Below are 18,074 nucleotides of genomic sequence, written 5' to 3' on the forward strand. Positions count from 1 at the left end.
CTCCCACACGAAGCAGATGAAGATCCTGTTCAACCTCTTTGACATCGATCATGCCCCGGAGGAGGAAAAAGCGGAGGCCAGGGAGCCCGTCGAAAAGGCGGAGATCGGGGAGAGGCCCCTTGAGTTTGACCTGGTCATTCCGATGAGGGAGGATGCCGAGGTTATCGCCGCCAAGGTCGTTGAGGAGATAACCCATTTCAAGGATGTTGATCGTGATACGGTGGACAGGATAAAGATGGCCATTATCGAAGCGTGCATCAACTCCTTCGAGCACAGCGAGGCAGAGGACGGGCTGGTAAAGTTACGGTATGTTATTGCCGATGATAAACTTGAGGTGTTTGTCACGGACGAAGGGAAGGGATTTAAAGTCCCGAAAAGCTCTATCAGGAGGGAAGCCAGGGGAAAAAATCGCGGATGGGGTTTGAAGATTATCAAAGAGCTGGTAGACGACGTCGAAATTCTCACCGGTGATCGGGGAACGACGATCAGGATGATCAAATATTTTGACCTGGCTGCCGAAGATGATTTCGAAGAGAAAAGCAAGGAACGGGAAGGTGATCCGCAACAACCTTCAACCCCCGACACCGAAGAAGGAGGGGACAGTGGCACGGAAACTTGAGCTCGAGACATCGGAAAAAGGAGATGTTACCGTCCTGTACGTGAATGGATACCTGAACAGTCTCGTGGGGGAGACTCTTGAGGATTCTGTCAACGGCAGTGTGAGCAATGGAAGATTGAAGCTGGTCATTAACTTCGGAAAAACGAAGATGATCAATAGCGTGGGCATATCCATCGTGATCGGTATCGTTGAGGCAATCGCCGAGAAAGGGGGAATTCTCGCCTTCACGAACCTCTCGCGCATCAACAGGGAGCTTTTCGACATTACGGGGGTGTCTGACCTGGTAAAGATTTTCAAAACCGAGGAAGATGCGCTTGCGGCAATCAGCGCGGTAACATAGGATGGCACCAGAGAGAAGACGGGCAAAAAGGGAACAGTACAGAATACAGGCTGTCAGGGATTTAACGAGAGGGATACCAAGAGAGGGCGAATTTGTAAGCAGTTTGAAATTTGCCCTCCGGTCGGTTCTCGGGGCCCTGACGGTATCGCGCGGGGCAATCGTAACGTACAATGAATGGGATGTCGAGTATGTTGTGGCGAGGGGTTTCACCGTAGATGAGAAGAAACTCGCCCTTCGCGGTCACCTGCAGAGCTATTTCACCGGGAGGGATACGTCCTTTTCCCTCCTGAACCCGAGAATCAAGGCAGATGTAAGGGAGTACTTTACGAGCCTCACCCCGAAGGCCGAGGATGTGGTCTTCGTTTCCCCCATCAAGGGCGGCAGGAGATTTTTCGGTTTCATCATGCTGGGCATGAAGATCAACGGAGAGCATCCTGCACGGAGGGATCTCGAGCTGCTGAACGTCATGACCCACTATCTCGCTGCAGAGATCCATTCCAGGCGGGTGATCGTTGATGTGGCCGGCCTCAACATGAGTCTTTCGGCAAAGGTGAAGGAGAACGTGAAGCTCATATCATCTCTGCGCTCCGTGTATTTCCAGACCATACGGGCTCTTGCCGCTGCCATTGATGCCAAGGACCCCTATACGAGGGGCCATTCCGAAAGAGTTGCCAAGATCTCCCGTGAGATTGCAAAGACGATGCGCCTGGAGGAGGACTCGGTGAATGCCATTTACATGGCGAGCATACTTCACGATATCGGGAAGATAGCCACGGAAGAGAAGATACTGGCCAAGAAGGGCACTCTCACGGGGCTGGAAAAATCGAGGGTCAAGAACCATCCGAAGGTAAGCTACAAGATCCTTTCCAAGGTCAAGTTTCCCGACCCAAACATCGCACTCTTCGCCCTCTACCACCACGAATGGGTCAACGGTGAGGGTTACCCCTACGGCATACAGGGCGAAGAGATACCCCTTGGCGCGCGGATCATAGCGCTTGCCGATGCCTTCGATGCGATGGTCGCCGACAGGCCTTACCGGCGCGGCAAGAACCTCAGGGAATCGGTGAAGGAGGTCGTCGAATGCAGCGGAACCCAGTTTGACCCGAAGGTTACCAGCGCGTTCCTGGAAGTTTTGAAGAGCGAAGTGGAAGATGGAATGAGAAGGCCCGTGATAACTCCCATCATCAAAAACGGTGATGTGGGAAAGCAGGATCTCCCCTACATTAAAAAGTCTCTGGGCAGGGTGCGCCGTATATCTCGTCTATAAGCCTGCGGAAATTTTTAAGGCTTCTTTTCGCGTGCTCGATGGTGTGGGGCTCGAGGGTGAATACGGGATGTATTCCCTGCTCCTTGAGTGAGCAGAGGATGCCCCTGAAGTTGATGTTTCCCTCGAGCAGCGGCAGGTGTTCGTCCCGGGTGCCCCAGTTGTCGTGGAGGTGTATCTCCCCCATGTGCTCCCCGAGCCTTCCGGTCCAGATTACGGGCGGTAAGGAGGAAAAGAGAGCTGCGTGACCGGGGTCGAAGCAGAACCCGAGGTTTTCCGCGCCCACTTTTTCCCTCAGGCTGAGCAGGCTTGCAGGGTCTTTCTCAAATATGTTCTCAACGAAAATGCGTGTTTTCATGGACAGGGCCTTCTCGCAGAGCCGCGAGAATACCGGAACTGCATGATCGAGCCACTTTTCAACGTCGAAATCAAAATGCCAGTCGCTGTAGCCGCTGTGCACGACGACCCCCAAAACGGGAATCGTCCCGGCGATTTCAACCGCCCTGAGTATCTTGCCGAGGGTTATGTTTCTGATTGCCTCATCGGAAGAGCCCGGGCTCAGATCTTCGAAGGGAGCGTGCACCGTCATGGGAAGCATGTCTAATTTGTCCAGGGTTTTCCCTATTCTTTCGAGATCTCTTTCCTTTATGAGCTCTATCTCGTTGCCGTCGAAAAAGAGTTCGGGCCGAACGCCTCTCTCAGACAGGTACACGAGAAGTGTTTCAGATTCGATTTCGGTCCGGGACATGTTCATGTGAACTTTTGTGTCCACCGTCATCGCTCCACAAGGCTGGTCTGTCTGCCGATTCTATCACAGATTGAGAAGATGAAATCAGGAATATGGGCAGGATCGATGTTCAATGAAGCGATGAAGTCGGGGGAGAATTCGAGCTCGCCCTTTGAGCAGGGCAAATAAAAACTCTTGATTAAAAATATGTATACAGTATACTTAATAAAATTTTGAGTTCCGGGCAGTCGTTGGCAAGTCGGTAGTGAAGGGAGGGTATAGTTGTTGAAGAAACTCAAGTTTGACCTGGAAAATCACCAGACGTTGAGAGAAAGAATCGTCGATACGATACGGGAGGCTATCATCAACGGAATCTTGAGCTCCGGAACGAAAATTTCCGAGCCTGAGCTTGCAGAGAGGTTCGGAATCAGCAGGACCCCGATCAGGGAGGCGCTCAGGCAGCTCGAGACGGAGGGGTTCATTAACGTTGTTCCAAGAAAAGGGGCTGTCGTCTCGACACTCAGCCGCAAGGATGTTGAGGACTTTTACGAGCTAAAGAGCGTACTCGAGGCGTTTGCGGCGAAAAAAGCGGTTGAATTGGTAACGGACAATGACATCTCGAAGATGGAAAACCTAAACAGGCAGCTGGAAAAGCTCGCGAGCAAGGGTGATCTCAAGAGGGCATTTCAGGTACACAATGACTTTCATCATGTGTTTCTCGAGGCCTGCGGGAACGAAAAATTGTTTATCATTGCAAAGGGTCTCGAGAAACAGTTTCAGCGGTTTCGGATGAGCCTGTCCGTTCCGGGAAAGATCGAAAGGTTGGTGAAGCAGCACTGGGATATCATCGACGCCTTCAGGAAAAAAGACGCAAGTCTCGTTGAGGAGCTTGTAAAGGAAAATGCGCTGTACGGAATGAGCGTTCTGCTCAAAGAGTCGGAGCAAGAGGGGATTGCAAGGGAGTGACTGTTTTTGGCCAAAAAAGATTATCTCAAGAATCTTCCATCGATAGCCAGCCTCCTGGAGCAGGAATGTGTGAAAGAGTTGCTGGCACTGCGCGGCAGGGAGTTGATAGTCAGGGCGCTGCGCAAATCAGTTGACGCTACCCGGGAAACAATAGCTCATGAAAAGAAGGTGGTGGGAAAAGAGGATGCCCTCGAGATGGTTCTGTCCACCTTCCGAAGGGTTCTCGACAATCTTTTGTCACCGTCACCTGCAAGGGTGATCAACGGGACGGGTATCATTATCCACACCAACCTCGGCAGGGCCCCCCTTCCTCACTTTGCCGTCGAGAGGATAAGCGAGATCGCATCCTCCTACTCTGCCCTCGAGTTCGACGTGTCAGAGGGCAAGAGGGGAAGCAGGAACGACCACGTCGAGGGCCTTTTGAAAGAAATCTGCGGTTGTGAAGCAGCGCTGTCGGTCAACAACAATGCGGCGGCGCTTTTGCTCGTTCTCTCTGCGCTATCCCGGGGTCGGGAAACAGTGGTTTCCCGGGGACAGCTCGTTGAGATCGGGGGCTCCTTCAGGATCCCCGAAATTCTCGAACAGAGCGGGGCGAGACTGGTTGAGGTCGGGACGACGAACAGGACGAGAATCGCCGATTTTGAAGGGGCGGTCACGGATAACACGGCCCTATTTCTCACGGTGCACAGGAGCAATTTTTTCATGGGGGGGTTTGTCGAGGAAGTTCCTCTCGAGGAGCTGTGCGCGCTGGGAAAAAAATACTCTATCCCCGTCGTGTACGACTGGGGATCCGGCTCCATATTCGATCTTTCCCCCCATGGTTTTCCTGACGAGCGGGGAGTGAGATTTGCGCTGGAATGCGGTGCTGACATCGTATCCTTCAGCGGGGACAAACTCTTCGGTGGACCCCAGGCGGGGATCATCGCGGGGAAAAAGGATCTCGTCGACGTGATGAAAAAGCACCCTCTTGCCAGAGCCCTGCGTTTGGACAAGCTGAGTATTGCAGCCCTCAACTCGCTGCTTACCTGCTACCTCGACGAGGAGGTAGCGAAAAGGGAGCTCCCGGTGCTCAGGATGCTTCTCCGGGACGATCGGGAGATACGGAGCAGGGCCGTTCGGATGAGAGGAAAAGTGCGGAAACGTGCCCGGGGAGGCGATGCCCGGTTTGAGGTAATCCAGGATGATGCGGAGTGCGGCGGCGGGGCCCTTCCCGGTGTGAAGGTCAAGACATGGTGCCTTGCCATATCGAGTGAGCGCCTGTCCCCCGATGAAATGAGTCTCGCCTTCCGGCTGAATGACCCGCCGGTGATCGGCAGGATTTCCGGCGAAAGGTTCCTCATAGACTTCAGAACGGTCTTTCCTGAGGAGGAAGATGAGCTCCTTGCATCCATCACCCGGGTGATTGCCGGTTCTGCTTGATAAATTGGACAAAAAAAATATAATAGGGCATAATTGTCTGAAAAAATGGTTTTATGATGATTAATTCATCCGTTCTCGTCCTGAACAGAGCTTTTTACCCTGTCCACGTAACCAGCGTTCGAAGGGCATTCTGCCTTCTCTACAGCGGTATAGCACGCGTAGTCGATTCCCAGTACAACCTCTTCGATTTCAAGTCCTGGAGTGAGCTATCCCTGTCCATCTCAGACGAAGTGATAGGAACCGTCGACCGGTTCATAAAGGTGCCGAGGGTTATCGTGATACTGACCTTCGACAGGTTTCCCCGGAGGGGTGTGAGGTTCAACCGGCACAATATTTTTACGAGGGACCGGGACACCTGCCAGTACTGCGGCAGGCACTTTTCACGGGGGGAGCTCAGCCTGGACCACGTCGTACCCATTTCCATGGGGGGAAATACTTCGTGGACCAACGTGGCCTGTTGCTGTGTTGAGTGCAACAAGAAAAAAGGGGGGCGCCTGCCGGAGGCGGCAGGCATGAGGTTGCGCAAGAAGCCTTCCAAGCCCGCGTGGACCCCCGAATACTCCGTATCCTTAAGGTCGTCCATATACAAGGAGTGGTTACCCTTCCTGAACATCGTTGATTTCACCTACTGGAATCTTGAACTGGAACCCTGAGTTTTTTCCCTATGCCCGAGAGATATTTCATTATAGGAGATCCGGTCTCCCACTCGATAAGTCCGTGCATCCATAATGCACTTTTCAAACACTATGGGATCGATGCCCGTTACGAGGCTCTCCGGGTGACAGCGGATGAGCTGTCGGAATTTTTTCACTCTCTCCGGGATACATACCGGGGGGGGAATGTGACGATACCGCACAAGGTTGCGGCCATCGCCTTCATGAACGAGCTTGGAGAGGAAGCCATCCATACGGGTGCGATTAACACCGTTACCCTCGATGCTGACGGAGCGTTGCGGGGGAACAACACCGACGTTTCGGGCTTCGTCTACTCCCTCGAGCGGGAACTGGGCGGACCCATACCGGAGCCGGTTGGGATAATCGGGGCAGGTGGTGCGGCGCGGGGTGTTCTCTACGGACTCATCACGCAGGGGCTCAAGGAGTATGTGTTGGTAAACAGGACACGCACGAAGGCCGAGGCGTTGCTCGAGGACTTCTCATCGCTTTCCCGGGGGCTGGACATCACCGTGTGCAAGCTTGAGGGGGGCGCGTATGAAAAGGCGCTTGCGCGGGTAAATCTGATAGTGAATGCATCGGCCCTGGGCCTTCGTGAAGATTTCAAAGAATTTCCATTTGAGCGGTTAAAGAAGAAAACGACGCTTGTCGATATAGTCTATAAAAAGGGCAACACCTATCTTGTAAATGAAGGAATGAAAAGGGGGTTTACTTGCATAGACGCATTACCGATGCTGGCAGCACAGGCAGCTTTCGCTTTCCGGCACTGGACCAAAATATTGCCCGATTACACAATGGTGAAAAAGATTGCGACCAATTGCCTTGAGATTGCGTGAGGTGTTGAGATATTAATGATGTTTAATTTAATTTATTTTTAGTATAAATATTATGAAAGTTATGCTTAATTTAAATAACAATTTAAATAAGAAATGGGGTTCATGAACCATGTCCGTTCTCAGCCTTAAGATCGGTGAAATGCTCCGGAAGGTAGACCTGATCACTCAGGAACAGTTGAAATCGGCTCTCGAAGAGCAGAAAAAGAGCAAAGAGCGTTTAGGAACCGTTCTGGTAAAGCTCGGCTACATATCAGAGGAGGAGTTTCTCGCGTTTTTGGGCCAGCAGTTCAACATACCCGTAGTGGACCTGTCCCAGTACGATGTGAATTCTGACCTGGTAAGGCTCCTTCCGGAAGATCTCATGCAAAAGAACCTGGCATTCCCGATAAACCGGGTCGGGTCGAAGTTGATCGTCGCAGTTGCCGACCCGACGAACATGGCGATCGTTGATGCAATTGCATTCAAGACAGGCTACGCCGTCGAACTGGTGCTTGCCTCCGAGAACTCGCTGCAGGAACTGGTGAATACTCACATCGAACAATCCTCGGAACTGGATGAAATCATCATAGATCTCGATGATGAGTTCGAACTCATCCAGGAAGAGGAAGAGATCGATGTCCAGGAGATCCAGAAGACGGTGGAGGATGCCCCCGTTGTCAAACTGGTGAATTTCGTGCTCACCGATGCGGTCAAGAAGAGGGCGAGCGATATACACATAGAGCCCTACGAGAGGGAATTCAGGGTCCGGTACAGGATTGACGGAGTGCTGTATGAGGTACTCAAACCGCCATTCAGGCTCAAGAATGCAATCGTCTCGAGGATCAAGATTCTCTCCAACCTCGACATAGCCGAGAGGAGGTTGCCACAGGACGGGAGAATAAAGCTGAAGCTTGGCAAAAAAAAGGAGATGGATTACCGTGTCTCCGTCATGCCGACGCTCCACGGCGAGAAGATAGTTCTCCGGCTCCTCGATAAATCGAGCCTGGAAGTGGAGATGACGAATCTTGGATTTGAGAAGAAGCAGCTCGAGGAATTCAAGGAAGCGATATACAGGCCCTACGGCATGGTTCTCGTTACGGGTCCCACCGGGTCGGGAAAGACCACGACCCTTTATTCCGCGATAGCGGAGCTGAACAAAACTACGGATAATATTTCGACCGCCGAGGACCCCGTGGAATACAGCTTCGCGGGAATAAACCAGGTGCAGATGAAAGAGGAAATAGGGCTTACTTTCGCTGCTTCCCTGAGGTCGTTCCTCAGGCAGGACCCCGACATCATCCTGGTTGGGGAGGTACGGGATTATGAAACGGCGGAGATCGCCATAAAGGCGGCTCTGACGGGACACCTGGTCCTTTCGACACTTCACACCAATGATGCCCCGAGCACGGTAAGCAGGTTGCTCAACATGGGCATAGAACCCTTTCTCGTCTCATCGTCACTGAATCTCATCCTTGCCCAGAGGCTTGCGAGGAGGATCTGTGAGAACTGCAAGGAAGAGGTCAAAATGAACCCAAAGGTTCTCCTCGATGCGGGGGCCAAGAAAGAGATGCTCGACGGGTTCAAGCTCTACAAGGGAAAGGGCTGTGAACAGTGCTCCAACATCGGATACAAAGGGAGGGTCGCCCTTTACGAGGTTATGACGGTCCGCGATGAGATAAAGGAGATGATACTCCGTGGGGGTTCAGCCATTGAGCTGAAAAAAGAGGCGCTGCGCTTTGGCATGAAGACTCTCCGCCAGGCTGGGCTGGGCAAGGTAAGGGACGGGGTGACCACGCTGGAAGAAGTTTTGAGAGTTTCGGCAAAAGACTAAAACGGGAGACGAATAATGGGGACATTGCATGATTATTTGGGAATGATGCTGGAAAAAGGAGCTTCCGATCTCCACATAACGACGGGCATACCCCCCACCATCAGGGTGGACGGCAGGTTGACACCCCTTCCCTTCGAACCGGTTACTCCCCAGGAGACAAAGAAACTGTGCTACAGCGTTTTAACCGATGCGCAGAAGCAGAGGTTTGAAGAGGAGCGGGAGCTCGACCTCTCCTTTGGCTTGAAGGGGTTGTCCCGTTTCCGGGCGAATATTTTCATGCAGAGAGGGGCTGTCGCCGGGGCCTTCAGGACGATCCCCTACAGGGTGCCCTCTTTCGAAGAGCTCGGGCTGCCGACGGTGGTTTTGGATTTATGTAAAAAGCCGAGGGGGCTGGTCCTGGTGACGGGCCCCACGGGATCGGGGAAGTCGACCACCCTTGCCGCGATGATAGACAAGATCAATGAGGAGAGGCAGGAGCACGTGGTCACGATCGAAGACCCCATTGAATACCTGCACCCGCACAAAAAGTGCGTGGTAAACCAGAGGGAGGTGGGCAGCGATACCGAAAGTTTCAAAAAAGCTCTGAAATACATTCTCAGGCAGGATCCCGACGTGGTCCTGATAGGCGAGATGAGGGACCTGGAAACAATCGAGGCGGCGCTGACCGTGGCCGAGACGGGGCACCTCGTCTTTGCGACGCTCCATACGAACTCCGCTGTCCAGACGATCAACAGGATCCTCGATGTTTTTCCTCCCTATCAGCAGCCGCAGGTTAGGGCACAGCTCTCCTTCGTTCTGCAGGGGATACTGTCCCAGTTGCTTTTGCCGCGGGCTTCCGGTATCGGGAGGGTTCTCGCCATGGAAGTGCTCATCCCGAACCCGGCTGTGAGGAACCTGATACGGGAGGAGAAAATCCATCAGCTTTACGGGCAGATGCAGATCGGGCAGGCGAAGTTCGGCATGCAGACGATGAACCAGTCGCTTCTTGGCCTCTATGGGAAAAGGGACATCACCCTTGAAGAAGCTATCGGCCGCTCGCCCGAGCCCGATGAGTTCAAACAGATGCTCCAGGGGCAGCAGGCAGCCCAGAGATAAAATTTTTATTGGGGGTACGTATGCCCAGGTACGTATGGGAAGGCAAATCAAAGACGGGTTCACTCGTACAGGGTGAACTGGAGGCACCGAACGAAGCGGTGGTGATGGCCCAGCTCAGAAGGCAACAGGTCTATCCCACGAAGATCAAGCCGAAGGGCCTCTCTCTCGAGCTCAAGATACCGGGAATAAAGAAGAAAATTCCCGAAAAGGATATTGCCGTTTTCACGAGGCAGTTTGCAACCATGATCGACGCGGGACTTCCCCTGGTCCAGTGTCTCGATATTCTCGGTTCTCAGCAGACGAGCAAGGCTTTCAAGGCAGTCATCGAGAAGGTGAAGGAAGACGTGGAGAGCGGGTCGACCTTTGCCGATGCCCTCCGGAAGCATCCGAAGGTGTTCGATGAGCTGTTCGTCAACCTCGTTGAAGCGGGCGAGGTGGGCGGTATCCTCGATACCATATTTTCACGCCTTGCGGCCTACAAGGAAAAGGCGATAAAGCTGAAGAAGCAGATAAAGGGAGCAATGATATATCCGTCCACCATCGTTTCCGTGGCCGTGATCGTCACGGCGATTCTCCTTATCTACGTGATTCCGATTTTTTCAAAGATGTTTCAGGATTTTGGCCAGGCCCTTCCCTCGTTAACACAGTTCGTGATCGACCTGTCTCTGTTCACGCGCAAGTACTTTTACCTCTTCATCCTTGCCTTTATCATGTTCGTGATTTTCATACGGATGACCTACAAAAATCCCAAGGGCAGGCTGTTTCTCGATAAAGTGATGCTCAAATCACCGATTTTCGGGGATTTGATTCTGAAGATTGCCATTGCCCGCTTTTCCAGAACCCTCAGCACGATGGTATCGTCGGGAGTCCCCATACTGGAGAGCCTTGACATAGTGGGCAAGTCTGCGGGGAACAAAGTGGTCGAGGGAGCTATTTTCACTGCCCGTGAAAGCATATCCGAGGGGAATACGATTGCCGAGCCCATGGAGCAGGGAAAGGTGTTCCCGCCCATGGTTACGCAGATGATATCCGTGGGAGAGGCGACGGGCGCTCTCGACCAGATGCTGTCGAAGATTGCCGACTTCTACGAGGATGAGGTGGACGCTGCCGTTGCAGCACTGACATCGCTCCTCGAGCCGTTGCTCATGATCTTTCTCGGGGTTATGATAGGCGGCCTCGTCATTGCTATGTACCTGCCCATATTCAAACTTGCCGGAGTTGTGGGAGGCTAAGGCATTTGCAAAAAGTAGAGCCCGTGGTTGCAGCGACGTTTTCTTTCGAGGGGCTGCAGCACAGAAAAATTCTCCTGCTCATCAGGCTTGTTATCGTATTCGCCCTGCTCGTATCGACGGTATTAATATCTTTCGGCAGCAGATATTCTGACCTCATCTCCATCCTGAAGTATCTGTACTACGGAGTTGCCGGCTATCTCACCGTTATCCTCTCCAGGCTCTTCATCAAGGGGAAAAAGGCATCCATAGCGGGAGGCTACGTCCAGATCCTCGCCGATGCGAGCTTCGTTACCCTGCTGGTTTACTTAACCGGGCTCTACGAGAGTTTTTTCAGTTTTCTCTACATAATCGTGATCATCCTCGGAAGCCTCGAGATGTATATGGCGGGAGGGTTTGCGGCTGGCCTCGTTTCGTCTCTCTTTTACACGTTTCTCATCTTTTTCCAGTTTTACGGGACCATCGAGCTTCCCTTCAGGGAAGCGGCGATCTCGATCCCCTTTCAGGAGCTACTTACCCATATCATGGCCAACGATTTCGGCTTTATTCTCAGCGGAATCCTCTCCGGTTTCCTGGGGAATGAACTCAAAAGATCAAGGATACAGGTTGAAAAAAGAGAGACCGATATCAAGGTGCTCGAAGATTTCAACCGGAATATAATAGAAAATATCGCCAGCGGGATCATAACGACCGATGAACAGGGAAAGACGACATTCATAAACAGGATGGCGCTTACGATCCTCGGTATCGGACAGAGCGAGGCGCTGGGAAAACAGCTCGTGGAGATCTTGCCGGGGCTCGATATGCCCCCCGAAAGGAGTCCCGACAGGAGAGAGAGGGATGAGCTCGAGTTCAAAAGGAAAGACGGATACCAGATGTTTCTCGGTTTCTCCTTCTCCTCATTGAGGGACCACGAGGGAAGCGAAGTGGGGAAAATACTCATCTTCCAGGATTTGACGATGATCAAGGATATGGAAGAGCGGGTAAAGCTTGCCGACAGACTCGCCATGCTGGGCGAACTTGCTTCGGGGTTGGCCCATGAGATCAGAAATCCCCTCGCTTCCATAGCAGGATCGGCCCAGATCTTGAACGAGGGGGAGAACGTCGACATTGAAAACAGGGTTTTGCTGGAAATCATAGAGAAGGAGAGCAACCGCTTGAACAATCTGATAAAGGACTTTTTGACCTTTGCAAAACCCGATATAAAGAACATAGAGAAGGTGGATCTTTTTTGTCTCTGCGAGGAAGTGGTCAGGGCGCTCACGGTTTCCGGCGCTTCCGGTGAGAAGGTGTCTTTTTCACTCGAGGTTGATGAAAAGCCTTTCGTTCAGGGGGACCCGGAAAAGCTGAAGCAGGTTGTCTGGAACCTCCTGTTGAATGCGGTGCAGGCAGTGGGGCAGGAGGGCAAGGTAATGGTTTTCGTTGATGCAAAGTCCGTCCAGGAAAAAAGGTACGGATGCGTGACCGTCGAGGACAGCGGCCCGGGGATCGACCCCGATTGTGTCGACAAGGTATTCGTCCCCTTTTTCACCACCAAAGAAGGGGGCACGGGGCTGGGCCTCGCAGTGACCTCTCGCATCGTGCAATCTCACAACGGCTTTATCAAGGTGGACCGGAACAAGAGGGATGGGGCAAGAATCACCGTTTATCTTCCCGAAAAGATCGGCGGAGAATGATGGAAGTAAACGTAATAGGGGCGGGGCTTGCAGGCTCTGAGGCTTCCCTCGTCCTCTCTTCCGCGGGTGTCAGGGTGAAACTCTTTGAGATGCGGCCGGCAGTAAAAACGCCGGCACACAAGAGCGACCACTTTGCGGAACTTGTCTGCAGCAACTCTCTCGGCTCTCTCTCCATGCATGATGGGAAGGGCCTCTTGAAGGGGGAGCTTGGAATCTTCGGCTCGAACCTCCTCAAGATCGCCGGGAAGTTCAGGGTGAGGGCGGGGAAGGCCCTTGCAGTTGACCGGTGGGCATTTCAGACGGCGGTTACCGAATTCATCTACAGGAGAAGAAACATCGAGGTCATCAATGAGGAGGTGTCCCACCCCGACCTCGGAGGAATTACGATAGTCGCCACGGGCCCGCTTACTTCGGAGAAGATGAGCAACTCGATCAGGGATCTCCTTGGAGAGGACAACCTCTATTTCTACGACGCCATATCGCCAATAGTCGAAGCAGACAGTCTCGACAGGGAGAAGGGTTTTTTTGCGACGCGGTACGGCGAAGGAGACGACTATCTCAATTTCCCCATGACGGAAGAGCAGTTCGGCGTATTTTACCGTGAGCTGGTTGAGGCAGACAGTGTGTCGGCACACGAGTTCGAGGATGAGGCCTACTTCGAGTCGTGCATGCCGATAGAGGTCATTGCGAAAAGGGGGAAGGAGACCCTTCTTTACGGTCCCATGAAGCCCGTTGGTCTCAGGGACCCGAACACGGGGAAAAGACCTTTTTGCGTTGTCCAGCTCAGAAGGGAGAACGATGAGGGCTCCATGTACAACCTGGTGGGCTTTCAGACCAGGCTCAAATTCAGGGAGCAGAAAAAAGTCTTCTCTCTGATACCCGGATTTGAGAGGTTAAACCTCCTGAGATTCGGGAGCATGCACAGGAACACGTATATAAACTCTCCTTCCTTCCTTCTTCCCACCCTCGAGCTCGAGTCACATCATCAGATCATCTTTGCCGGCCAGCTGTGCGGCGTGGAGGGATACGTCGAATCGATAGGGACCGGTCTGGTCGCCGGATTGAACGGGGCCAGGAAAGCCATGGGTGACGAACCCCTCGTGTTTTCCCCCGGCACGATGATCGGAGGGCTCGTCGACTATATCAGCAGGAGAGACCGGAAGGACTTCCAGCCGATAAACGCAAATTTCGGGCTGATCCCCGTTCCAGAATTCCCCCATAAAAAGCGTGACAGAAGAGCTGTCCAGGCAGATCAGGCTCTCCAAAAAGCAAGGGAGATTAAGGATTTATACTTTAAATTCGACCCTCTATGTGTTATGTAGATATTTTCCCTGAAGGGAAAGGAGGGATTTCGTGAACCCCCTGCTCGAGGAATTTGTCGCGTACCTGAGAGAAGTGAAAATGGCTTCCCCGGCTACGGTGAAAAGTTACCGGAGGGATATAGAGCTCTTTTTCGATTACATGGGGAAACATTTTCCCGGAACGCCCCCTTCGCTGGCAACGGGGCCAAGCGGCGATAAATTGGAGGAAATAGTCAGGAGTTACGTGGGGTCGCAGTACAGGAGAAATGCTGAGGCGACGGTAGCGAGAAGGCTATCTTCGCTGAAGTCCTTTTTCAGGTATCAGGTAAAGAGGGGACAGTTGGAGCAAAATCCGCTCTCTTTGATCCGGAGCCCAAAGGTTAAGAGACGGGTGCCGCCTTTTTTGACCATAGACGAGGTAGAGCTCCTCATAAACGCAGTTCCCCCGAATGATTTTGTTGCCGGGAGGGACACGGCGATCATCGAACTCCTCTACTCGTCGGGGCTCAGGGTCGGTGAGCTGGCCGGTTTGAACGTCCGTGACTACAATCACGAGACGGGTATTATGCGGGTGAGGGGGAAGGGAAACAAAGAGAGGCTGGTGCCGGTGGGAAGGGCGGCTTCGTCGGCCCTCGGCGTGTATTTCACGGCGCGATCACAAAAGTTCGGTGATACCGCCAACCAGGATTTGCCGCTCTTTGTCAACAGGTTGGGACAACGGCTGACGGTGAGGAGCGTGGACAGGATGTTGAAAAAGAGGGCGAAGATCGCAAAAATTTCGAAAAACGTCAGCCCCCATGTCCTTCGGCACACCTTTGCGACCCACCTGCTGGGGGAGGGGGTGGACCTGAGGTTGATACAGGAGATGCTCGGCCACGCCAGCCTTTCCACGACTCAAAGGTACACCCAGGTAGATATCGTGCGGCTGGCGAAGGTGTACGATGAGGCATTTCCTCGTGCAAGGAGGCAAGATGGGGAGAGTCGGTGAGTTTCGGGGAACGACGGTTGTCGCTGTGAGAAAGGACGGGGTTACCGCCGTGGCGGCAGACGGTCAGGTATCGATCGGCGACACGGTGATAAAGAAAGGTGCCAGGAAGGTTCGAAAAATGTACGACGACAGGGTTATCGTGGGGTTTGCAGGATCTACCGCCGACGCCATGACGCTCTTTGACCGTCTCGAGAAGAAACTTCAGGAGTGCAGGGGAAACCTGATGAGAGCGGCTGTTGAGCTTGCAAAAGACTGGAGGACGGACAAGGTGCTCAGGCCCCTGGAGGCACTGATGATCGCTGCTGATGGCGGGTCACTGTTTTTGATATCTGGCTCAGGGGATGTCATCGAACCCGATGACGGGCTCCTGGCAATAGGGTCCGGCGGGGCATATGCACTCGCGGCGGCAAGGGCCCTGCTTAAGCATTCCCGGCAGGGCGCCAGGGATATCGCCCTGGAATCACTGAAGATAGCGTCTGCGATTTGCGTGTACACCAACGAAGAGATCATCGTGGAGGAGATAACGGAGTGACAAAGAATATACCCGATAGATATCTGACGCCCCGGCAGATCGTGGAGATACTTGACAAATTCATCGTCGGCCAGAAAGAGGCGAAAAAGTCCGTTGCGATAGCATTGAGGAACAGGTGGCGGCGTCAACAGGTCTCATCCGGCTTGAGAGACGAGATCTTTCCGAAGAACATTATCATGATCGGCCCGACGGGGGTCGGGAAGACGGAAATCGCAAGGAGACTCTCCAAGCTCGCTGATGCCCCCTTCATCAAGGTGGAGGCCTCTAAGTTCACCGAGGTGGGGTACGTGGGAAGGGACGTTGAATCCATAATAAGGGATATCGCCGACACTGCCGTCAACATGATAAAGAAGGACGAGTTCGAGAGGGTCAAGGTGAGGGCGAGGGAGATGGCGGAAGAAAGGATCCTCGATCTCCTGCTCCCGGGCAAGAGACCCCGGGTTCACGGCAGGGATGAAGCTTATGAGGCGGGGGAGGAAAATGATACCAAGGAAAAGCTAAGAAGCCTTCTTCACGACGGCAAACTGGACGACAGGCTGGTCGAAGTAGAAGTCAAAGAGTCGCAGGTGCCCGTTATCGACATCGTCGGCGTTGGAGCGGGACAGGAGATGGATGAGGGGATACGCGAGATGCTGGGCAACCTTTTCCCGAAGCGGAGCAAGAGAAAGAAGGTGAAGGTCAAGGAGGCGCTTGAGATACTGACGGCGGAAGAGGCCCAGCGCATGATCGACATGGAAAAGGTGAAGAAAATGGCCGTGGAAAAGGTCGAGCAGTCAGGAATCGTCTTCATCGATGAAATGGACAAGGTGGCCGGGAAGAGCTCCGGGGTGGGGCCGGACGTTTCACGGGAGGGAGTGCAACGAGACCTGCTCCCTATAGTCGAGGGGTCTCATGTGAATACGAAATACGGGATGATCAAAACAGACCACATCCTCTTCATTGCCGCAGGGGCTTTCCACGTGAACAAACCTTCCGACCTCATTCCCGAGATGCAGGGAAGATTCCCGATACGGGTCGAGCTCGACTCGCTCAGCGTGGATGATTTCATCAAGATCCTCAAGGAACCCGAGAATGCCCTGGTGAAGCAATACTGCGAGCTGCTGAAAACGGAATCCGTCGAGCTGCAGTTTACCGATGATGCGATCGAGATGGTTGCAAAAATGGCCTATGAAGTAAATGAAAAGACGGAAAATATCGGTGCACGGCGTCTCCACACGGTTATGGAAAAACTGCTCGAGGAGATCTCATTCGAAGCCCCCGAGATTTCGGGGACAAAGATCGTGATCAATGGAGCCTACGTAGAGGAAAAGCTCAAAGGCCTCGTGAAAGACACGGACCTGAGCAAGTATATACTCTGATCCGGCGGTAGAGACTATGGAAAAGGAAATGAAGAGGGCGGAAATACTGATCGAGGCGCTGCCTTACATCAGGGAGTTCTGGGGAAAGACCATCGTAATCAAGTATGGTGGTGCCGCGATGGCAGAGGAGGAATTGAAAAGCTCGTTTTCCGATGACGTGGTCCTCCTCAGGTACATTGGCTTGCTTCCCGTGATCGTCCACGGGGGAGGACCGCAGATAGCCTCGACCCTGAAGAAGATGGGAAAGGACACCATATTTGTCAGGGGGATGCGGGTAACCGATGACGAGACGATGGATGTCGTCGAAATGGTGCTCGTGGGGAAGGTGAACAAGGAGATCGTGGCCCTCATAAACAGTTCCGGGGGTATCGCGGCAGGGCTATCGGGCAAGGACGGAAATCTGCTCCAGGCAAGAAAGTATGTGATTGAGCCGGAAAAAGGAGATCTCGTCACTCCCGAAATGGTTGACATAGGAAAGGTGGGGATAGTCGAAAGGGTCAACCCCCGGATTCTGTCGGTTCTCATGGAGAAGGGTTTCATACCGGTGATTGCTCCGGTAGGTGTTGGTGAAAAGGGGGAGACGCTCAACATAAACGCGGACTTCGTCGCGGCATCGATAGCGAAGTCCCTGAAGGCGGAAAAGCTCATCCTCTTAACGGATGTGGAGGGCGTGCAGTCGGGGGAGGGGCTTATTTCATCCCTTGATGTGGCCAGCGCTGGTAGGCTCATAAAAGAAGGCGGCGTCTCCGGCGGGATGATCCCCAAGGTTGAATGTGCAATCGACGCCCTGAACGGAGGAGTGGGCAAGGTCCACATTATCGACGGGAGGATAAAACACAGCGTGCTCCTTGAAATATTCACATCCAGGGGAATTGGAACAGAGGTGGTCCCCGTTGCTTGAGGCGGCTGAAGAGTAATCTATGGGCCAAGATATCGAAATAACCGATACCTTCCATACCCCGAACTACAATCGCTTCAAGAAGGTGTTCGTGAAGGGGGAGGGGGTATATTTGTTCGATGATGAGGGAAAGCGGTATCTCGACTTTCTCTCGGGCATAACGGTGACCATTCTCGGGCATGCGGACCCTGCATTGGTCCGGGCCGCAGGGGAGCAGGCGAAGAAGCTGTTCCACGTTTCAAACCTCTTTTATACACCCTCACAGGCAGAGCTTCTCAGAGTCCTGTCGGGTACCTTTCCGTGGAAGGGGAAAGTGTTTTTCTGCAACAGCGGGACGGAGGCCGT

17 protein-coding genes and 1 pseudogene (1 of these 18 running past the window's edge) are annotated in these 18,074 nt (G+C 53.2%); 17 read left to right on the forward strand and 1 reads right to left on the reverse strand.

Annotation, left to right across the window (positions count from 1 at the left end; translation table 11 throughout):
- The 3 genes from GTN70_01775 to GTN70_01785 form a co-directional block, all read left to right on the forward strand.
- Window positions 1–619 (forward strand): hypothetical protein (locus GTN70_01775; GenBank protein ID NIO15726.1); only part of this gene is annotated, 619 nt, incomplete at its 5' end.
- Window positions 603–959 (forward strand): STAS domain-containing protein, encoded by a 357-nt coding sequence (locus GTN70_01780; protein NIO15727.1) that lies wholly within the window; start codon window positions 603–605, stop codon window positions 957–959. The genes GTN70_01775 and GTN70_01780, both read left to right, overlap by 17 nt.
- A gap of 1 nt (window position 960) precedes the next feature.
- Window positions 961–2,226, forward strand: a complete 1,266-nt coding sequence (locus tag GTN70_01785) for an HD domain-containing protein (GenBank protein ID NIO15728.1) — start codon at window positions 961–963, stop codon at window positions 2,224–2,226.
- On the opposite strand, the gene GTN70_01790 is transcribed toward GTN70_01785, so the two are convergent.
- Entirely contained in the window at window positions 2,183–2,995 is an 813-nt protein-coding gene (locus tag GTN70_01790; GenBank protein NIO15729.1) for a TIM barrel protein, read from the reverse strand. The two genes, GTN70_01785 and GTN70_01790, sit on opposite strands and share 44 nt — an antisense overlap.
- Window positions 2,996–3,235: 240 nt before the next feature.
- Between GTN70_01790 and GTN70_01795 the strand changes: the two genes are divergently transcribed.
- From GTN70_01795 to GTN70_01860, 14 genes and pseudogenes are all read left to right on the forward strand, one after another.
- Complete coding sequence (locus GTN70_01795) at window positions 3,236–3,916, forward strand: FCD domain-containing protein (protein NIO15730.1); 681 nt, start codon at window positions 3,236–3,238, stop codon at window positions 3,914–3,916.
- 6 nt (window positions 3,917–3,922) lie between these two features.
- Window positions 3,923–5,335, forward strand: coding sequence for an L-seryl-tRNA(Sec) selenium transferase (locus GTN70_01800; GenBank protein ID NIO15731.1), 1,413 nt, complete (start codon window positions 3,923–3,925; stop codon window positions 5,333–5,335).
- A 56-nt stretch (window positions 5,336–5,391) separates the two neighbouring features.
- On the forward strand, window positions 5,392–5,988 hold the full coding sequence (locus GTN70_01805) for an HNH endonuclease (protein ID NIO15732.1): 597 nt from the start codon (window positions 5,392–5,394) through the stop codon (window positions 5,986–5,988).
- An 11-nt stretch (window positions 5,989–5,999) separates the two neighbouring features.
- Window positions 6,000–6,842, forward strand: coding sequence for a shikimate dehydrogenase (gene aroE, locus GTN70_01810; GenBank protein NIO15733.1), 843 nt, complete (start codon window positions 6,000–6,002; stop codon window positions 6,840–6,842).
- A 109-nt stretch (window positions 6,843–6,951) separates the two neighbouring features.
- Window positions 6,952–8,652 carry a type IV-A pilus assembly ATPase PilB gene (pilB, locus tag GTN70_01815; GenBank protein NIO15734.1) on the forward strand — a complete coding sequence of 567 codons (1,701 nt, stop codon included), beginning with the start codon at window positions 6,952–6,954 and terminating at the stop codon, window positions 8,650–8,652.
- Between the two features lie 15 nt (window positions 8,653–8,667).
- Window positions 8,668–9,747 carry a PilT/PilU family type 4a pilus ATPase gene (locus GTN70_01820; GenBank protein ID NIO15735.1) on the forward strand — a complete coding sequence of 360 codons (1,080 nt, stop codon included), beginning with the start codon at window positions 8,668–8,670 and terminating at the stop codon, window positions 9,745–9,747.
- Window positions 9,748–9,767: 20 nt separating this feature from the next.
- On the forward strand, window positions 9,768–10,979 hold the full coding sequence (locus GTN70_01825) for a type II secretion system F family protein (protein NIO15736.1): 1,212 nt from the start codon (window positions 9,768–9,770) through the stop codon (window positions 10,977–10,979).
- A 5-nt stretch (window positions 10,980–10,984) separates the two neighbouring features.
- Window positions 10,985–12,652 carry a PAS domain S-box protein gene (locus GTN70_01830; protein ID NIO15737.1) on the forward strand — a complete coding sequence of 556 codons (1,668 nt, stop codon included), beginning with the start codon at window positions 10,985–10,987 and terminating at the stop codon, window positions 12,650–12,652.
- Window positions 12,649–13,974 carry a methylenetetrahydrofolate--tRNA-(uracil(54)-C(5))-methyltransferase (FADH(2)-oxidizing) TrmFO gene (locus tag GTN70_01835; GenBank protein NIO15738.1) on the forward strand — a complete coding sequence of 442 codons (1,326 nt, stop codon included), beginning with the start codon at window positions 12,649–12,651 and terminating at the stop codon, window positions 13,972–13,974. Before GTN70_01830 ends, GTN70_01835 begins: the two co-directional genes overlap by 4 nt.
- Window positions 13,975–14,005: 31 nt before the next feature.
- On the forward strand, window positions 14,006–14,941 hold the full coding sequence (locus GTN70_01840; GenBank protein NIO15739.1) for a tyrosine-type recombinase/integrase: 936 nt from the start codon (window positions 14,006–14,008) through the stop codon (window positions 14,939–14,941).
- Window positions 14,925–15,473, forward strand: a complete 549-nt coding sequence (gene hslV, locus GTN70_01845; protein NIO15740.1) for an ATP-dependent protease subunit HslV — start codon at window positions 14,925–14,927, stop codon at window positions 15,471–15,473. The genes GTN70_01840 and hslV overlap by 17 nt, the downstream gene beginning before the upstream one ends.
- Before the next feature lie 23 nt (window positions 15,474–15,496).
- Window positions 15,497–16,831 carry an ATP-dependent protease ATPase subunit HslU gene (gene hslU, locus GTN70_01850; protein NIO15741.1) on the forward strand — a complete coding sequence of 445 codons (1,335 nt, stop codon included), beginning with the start codon at window positions 15,497–15,499 and terminating at the stop codon, window positions 16,829–16,831.
- A gap of 16 nt (window positions 16,832–16,847) precedes the next feature.
- Window positions 16,848–17,732 (forward strand): acetylglutamate kinase, encoded by an 885-nt coding sequence (gene argB, locus GTN70_01855; GenBank protein NIO15742.1) that lies wholly within the window; start codon window positions 16,848–16,850, stop codon window positions 17,730–17,732.
- Window positions 17,733–17,751: 19 nt separating this feature from the next.
- A pseudogene (locus GTN70_01860) lies at window positions 17,752–18,074 on the forward strand (acetylornithine/succinylornithine family transaminase) (it continues 847 nt past the right edge of the window).

Source organism: Deltaproteobacteria bacterium (genome assembly GCA_011773515.1).
Taxonomy (GTDB): domain Bacteria; phylum Desulfobacterota; class Deferrimicrobia; order J040; family J040; genus WVXK01.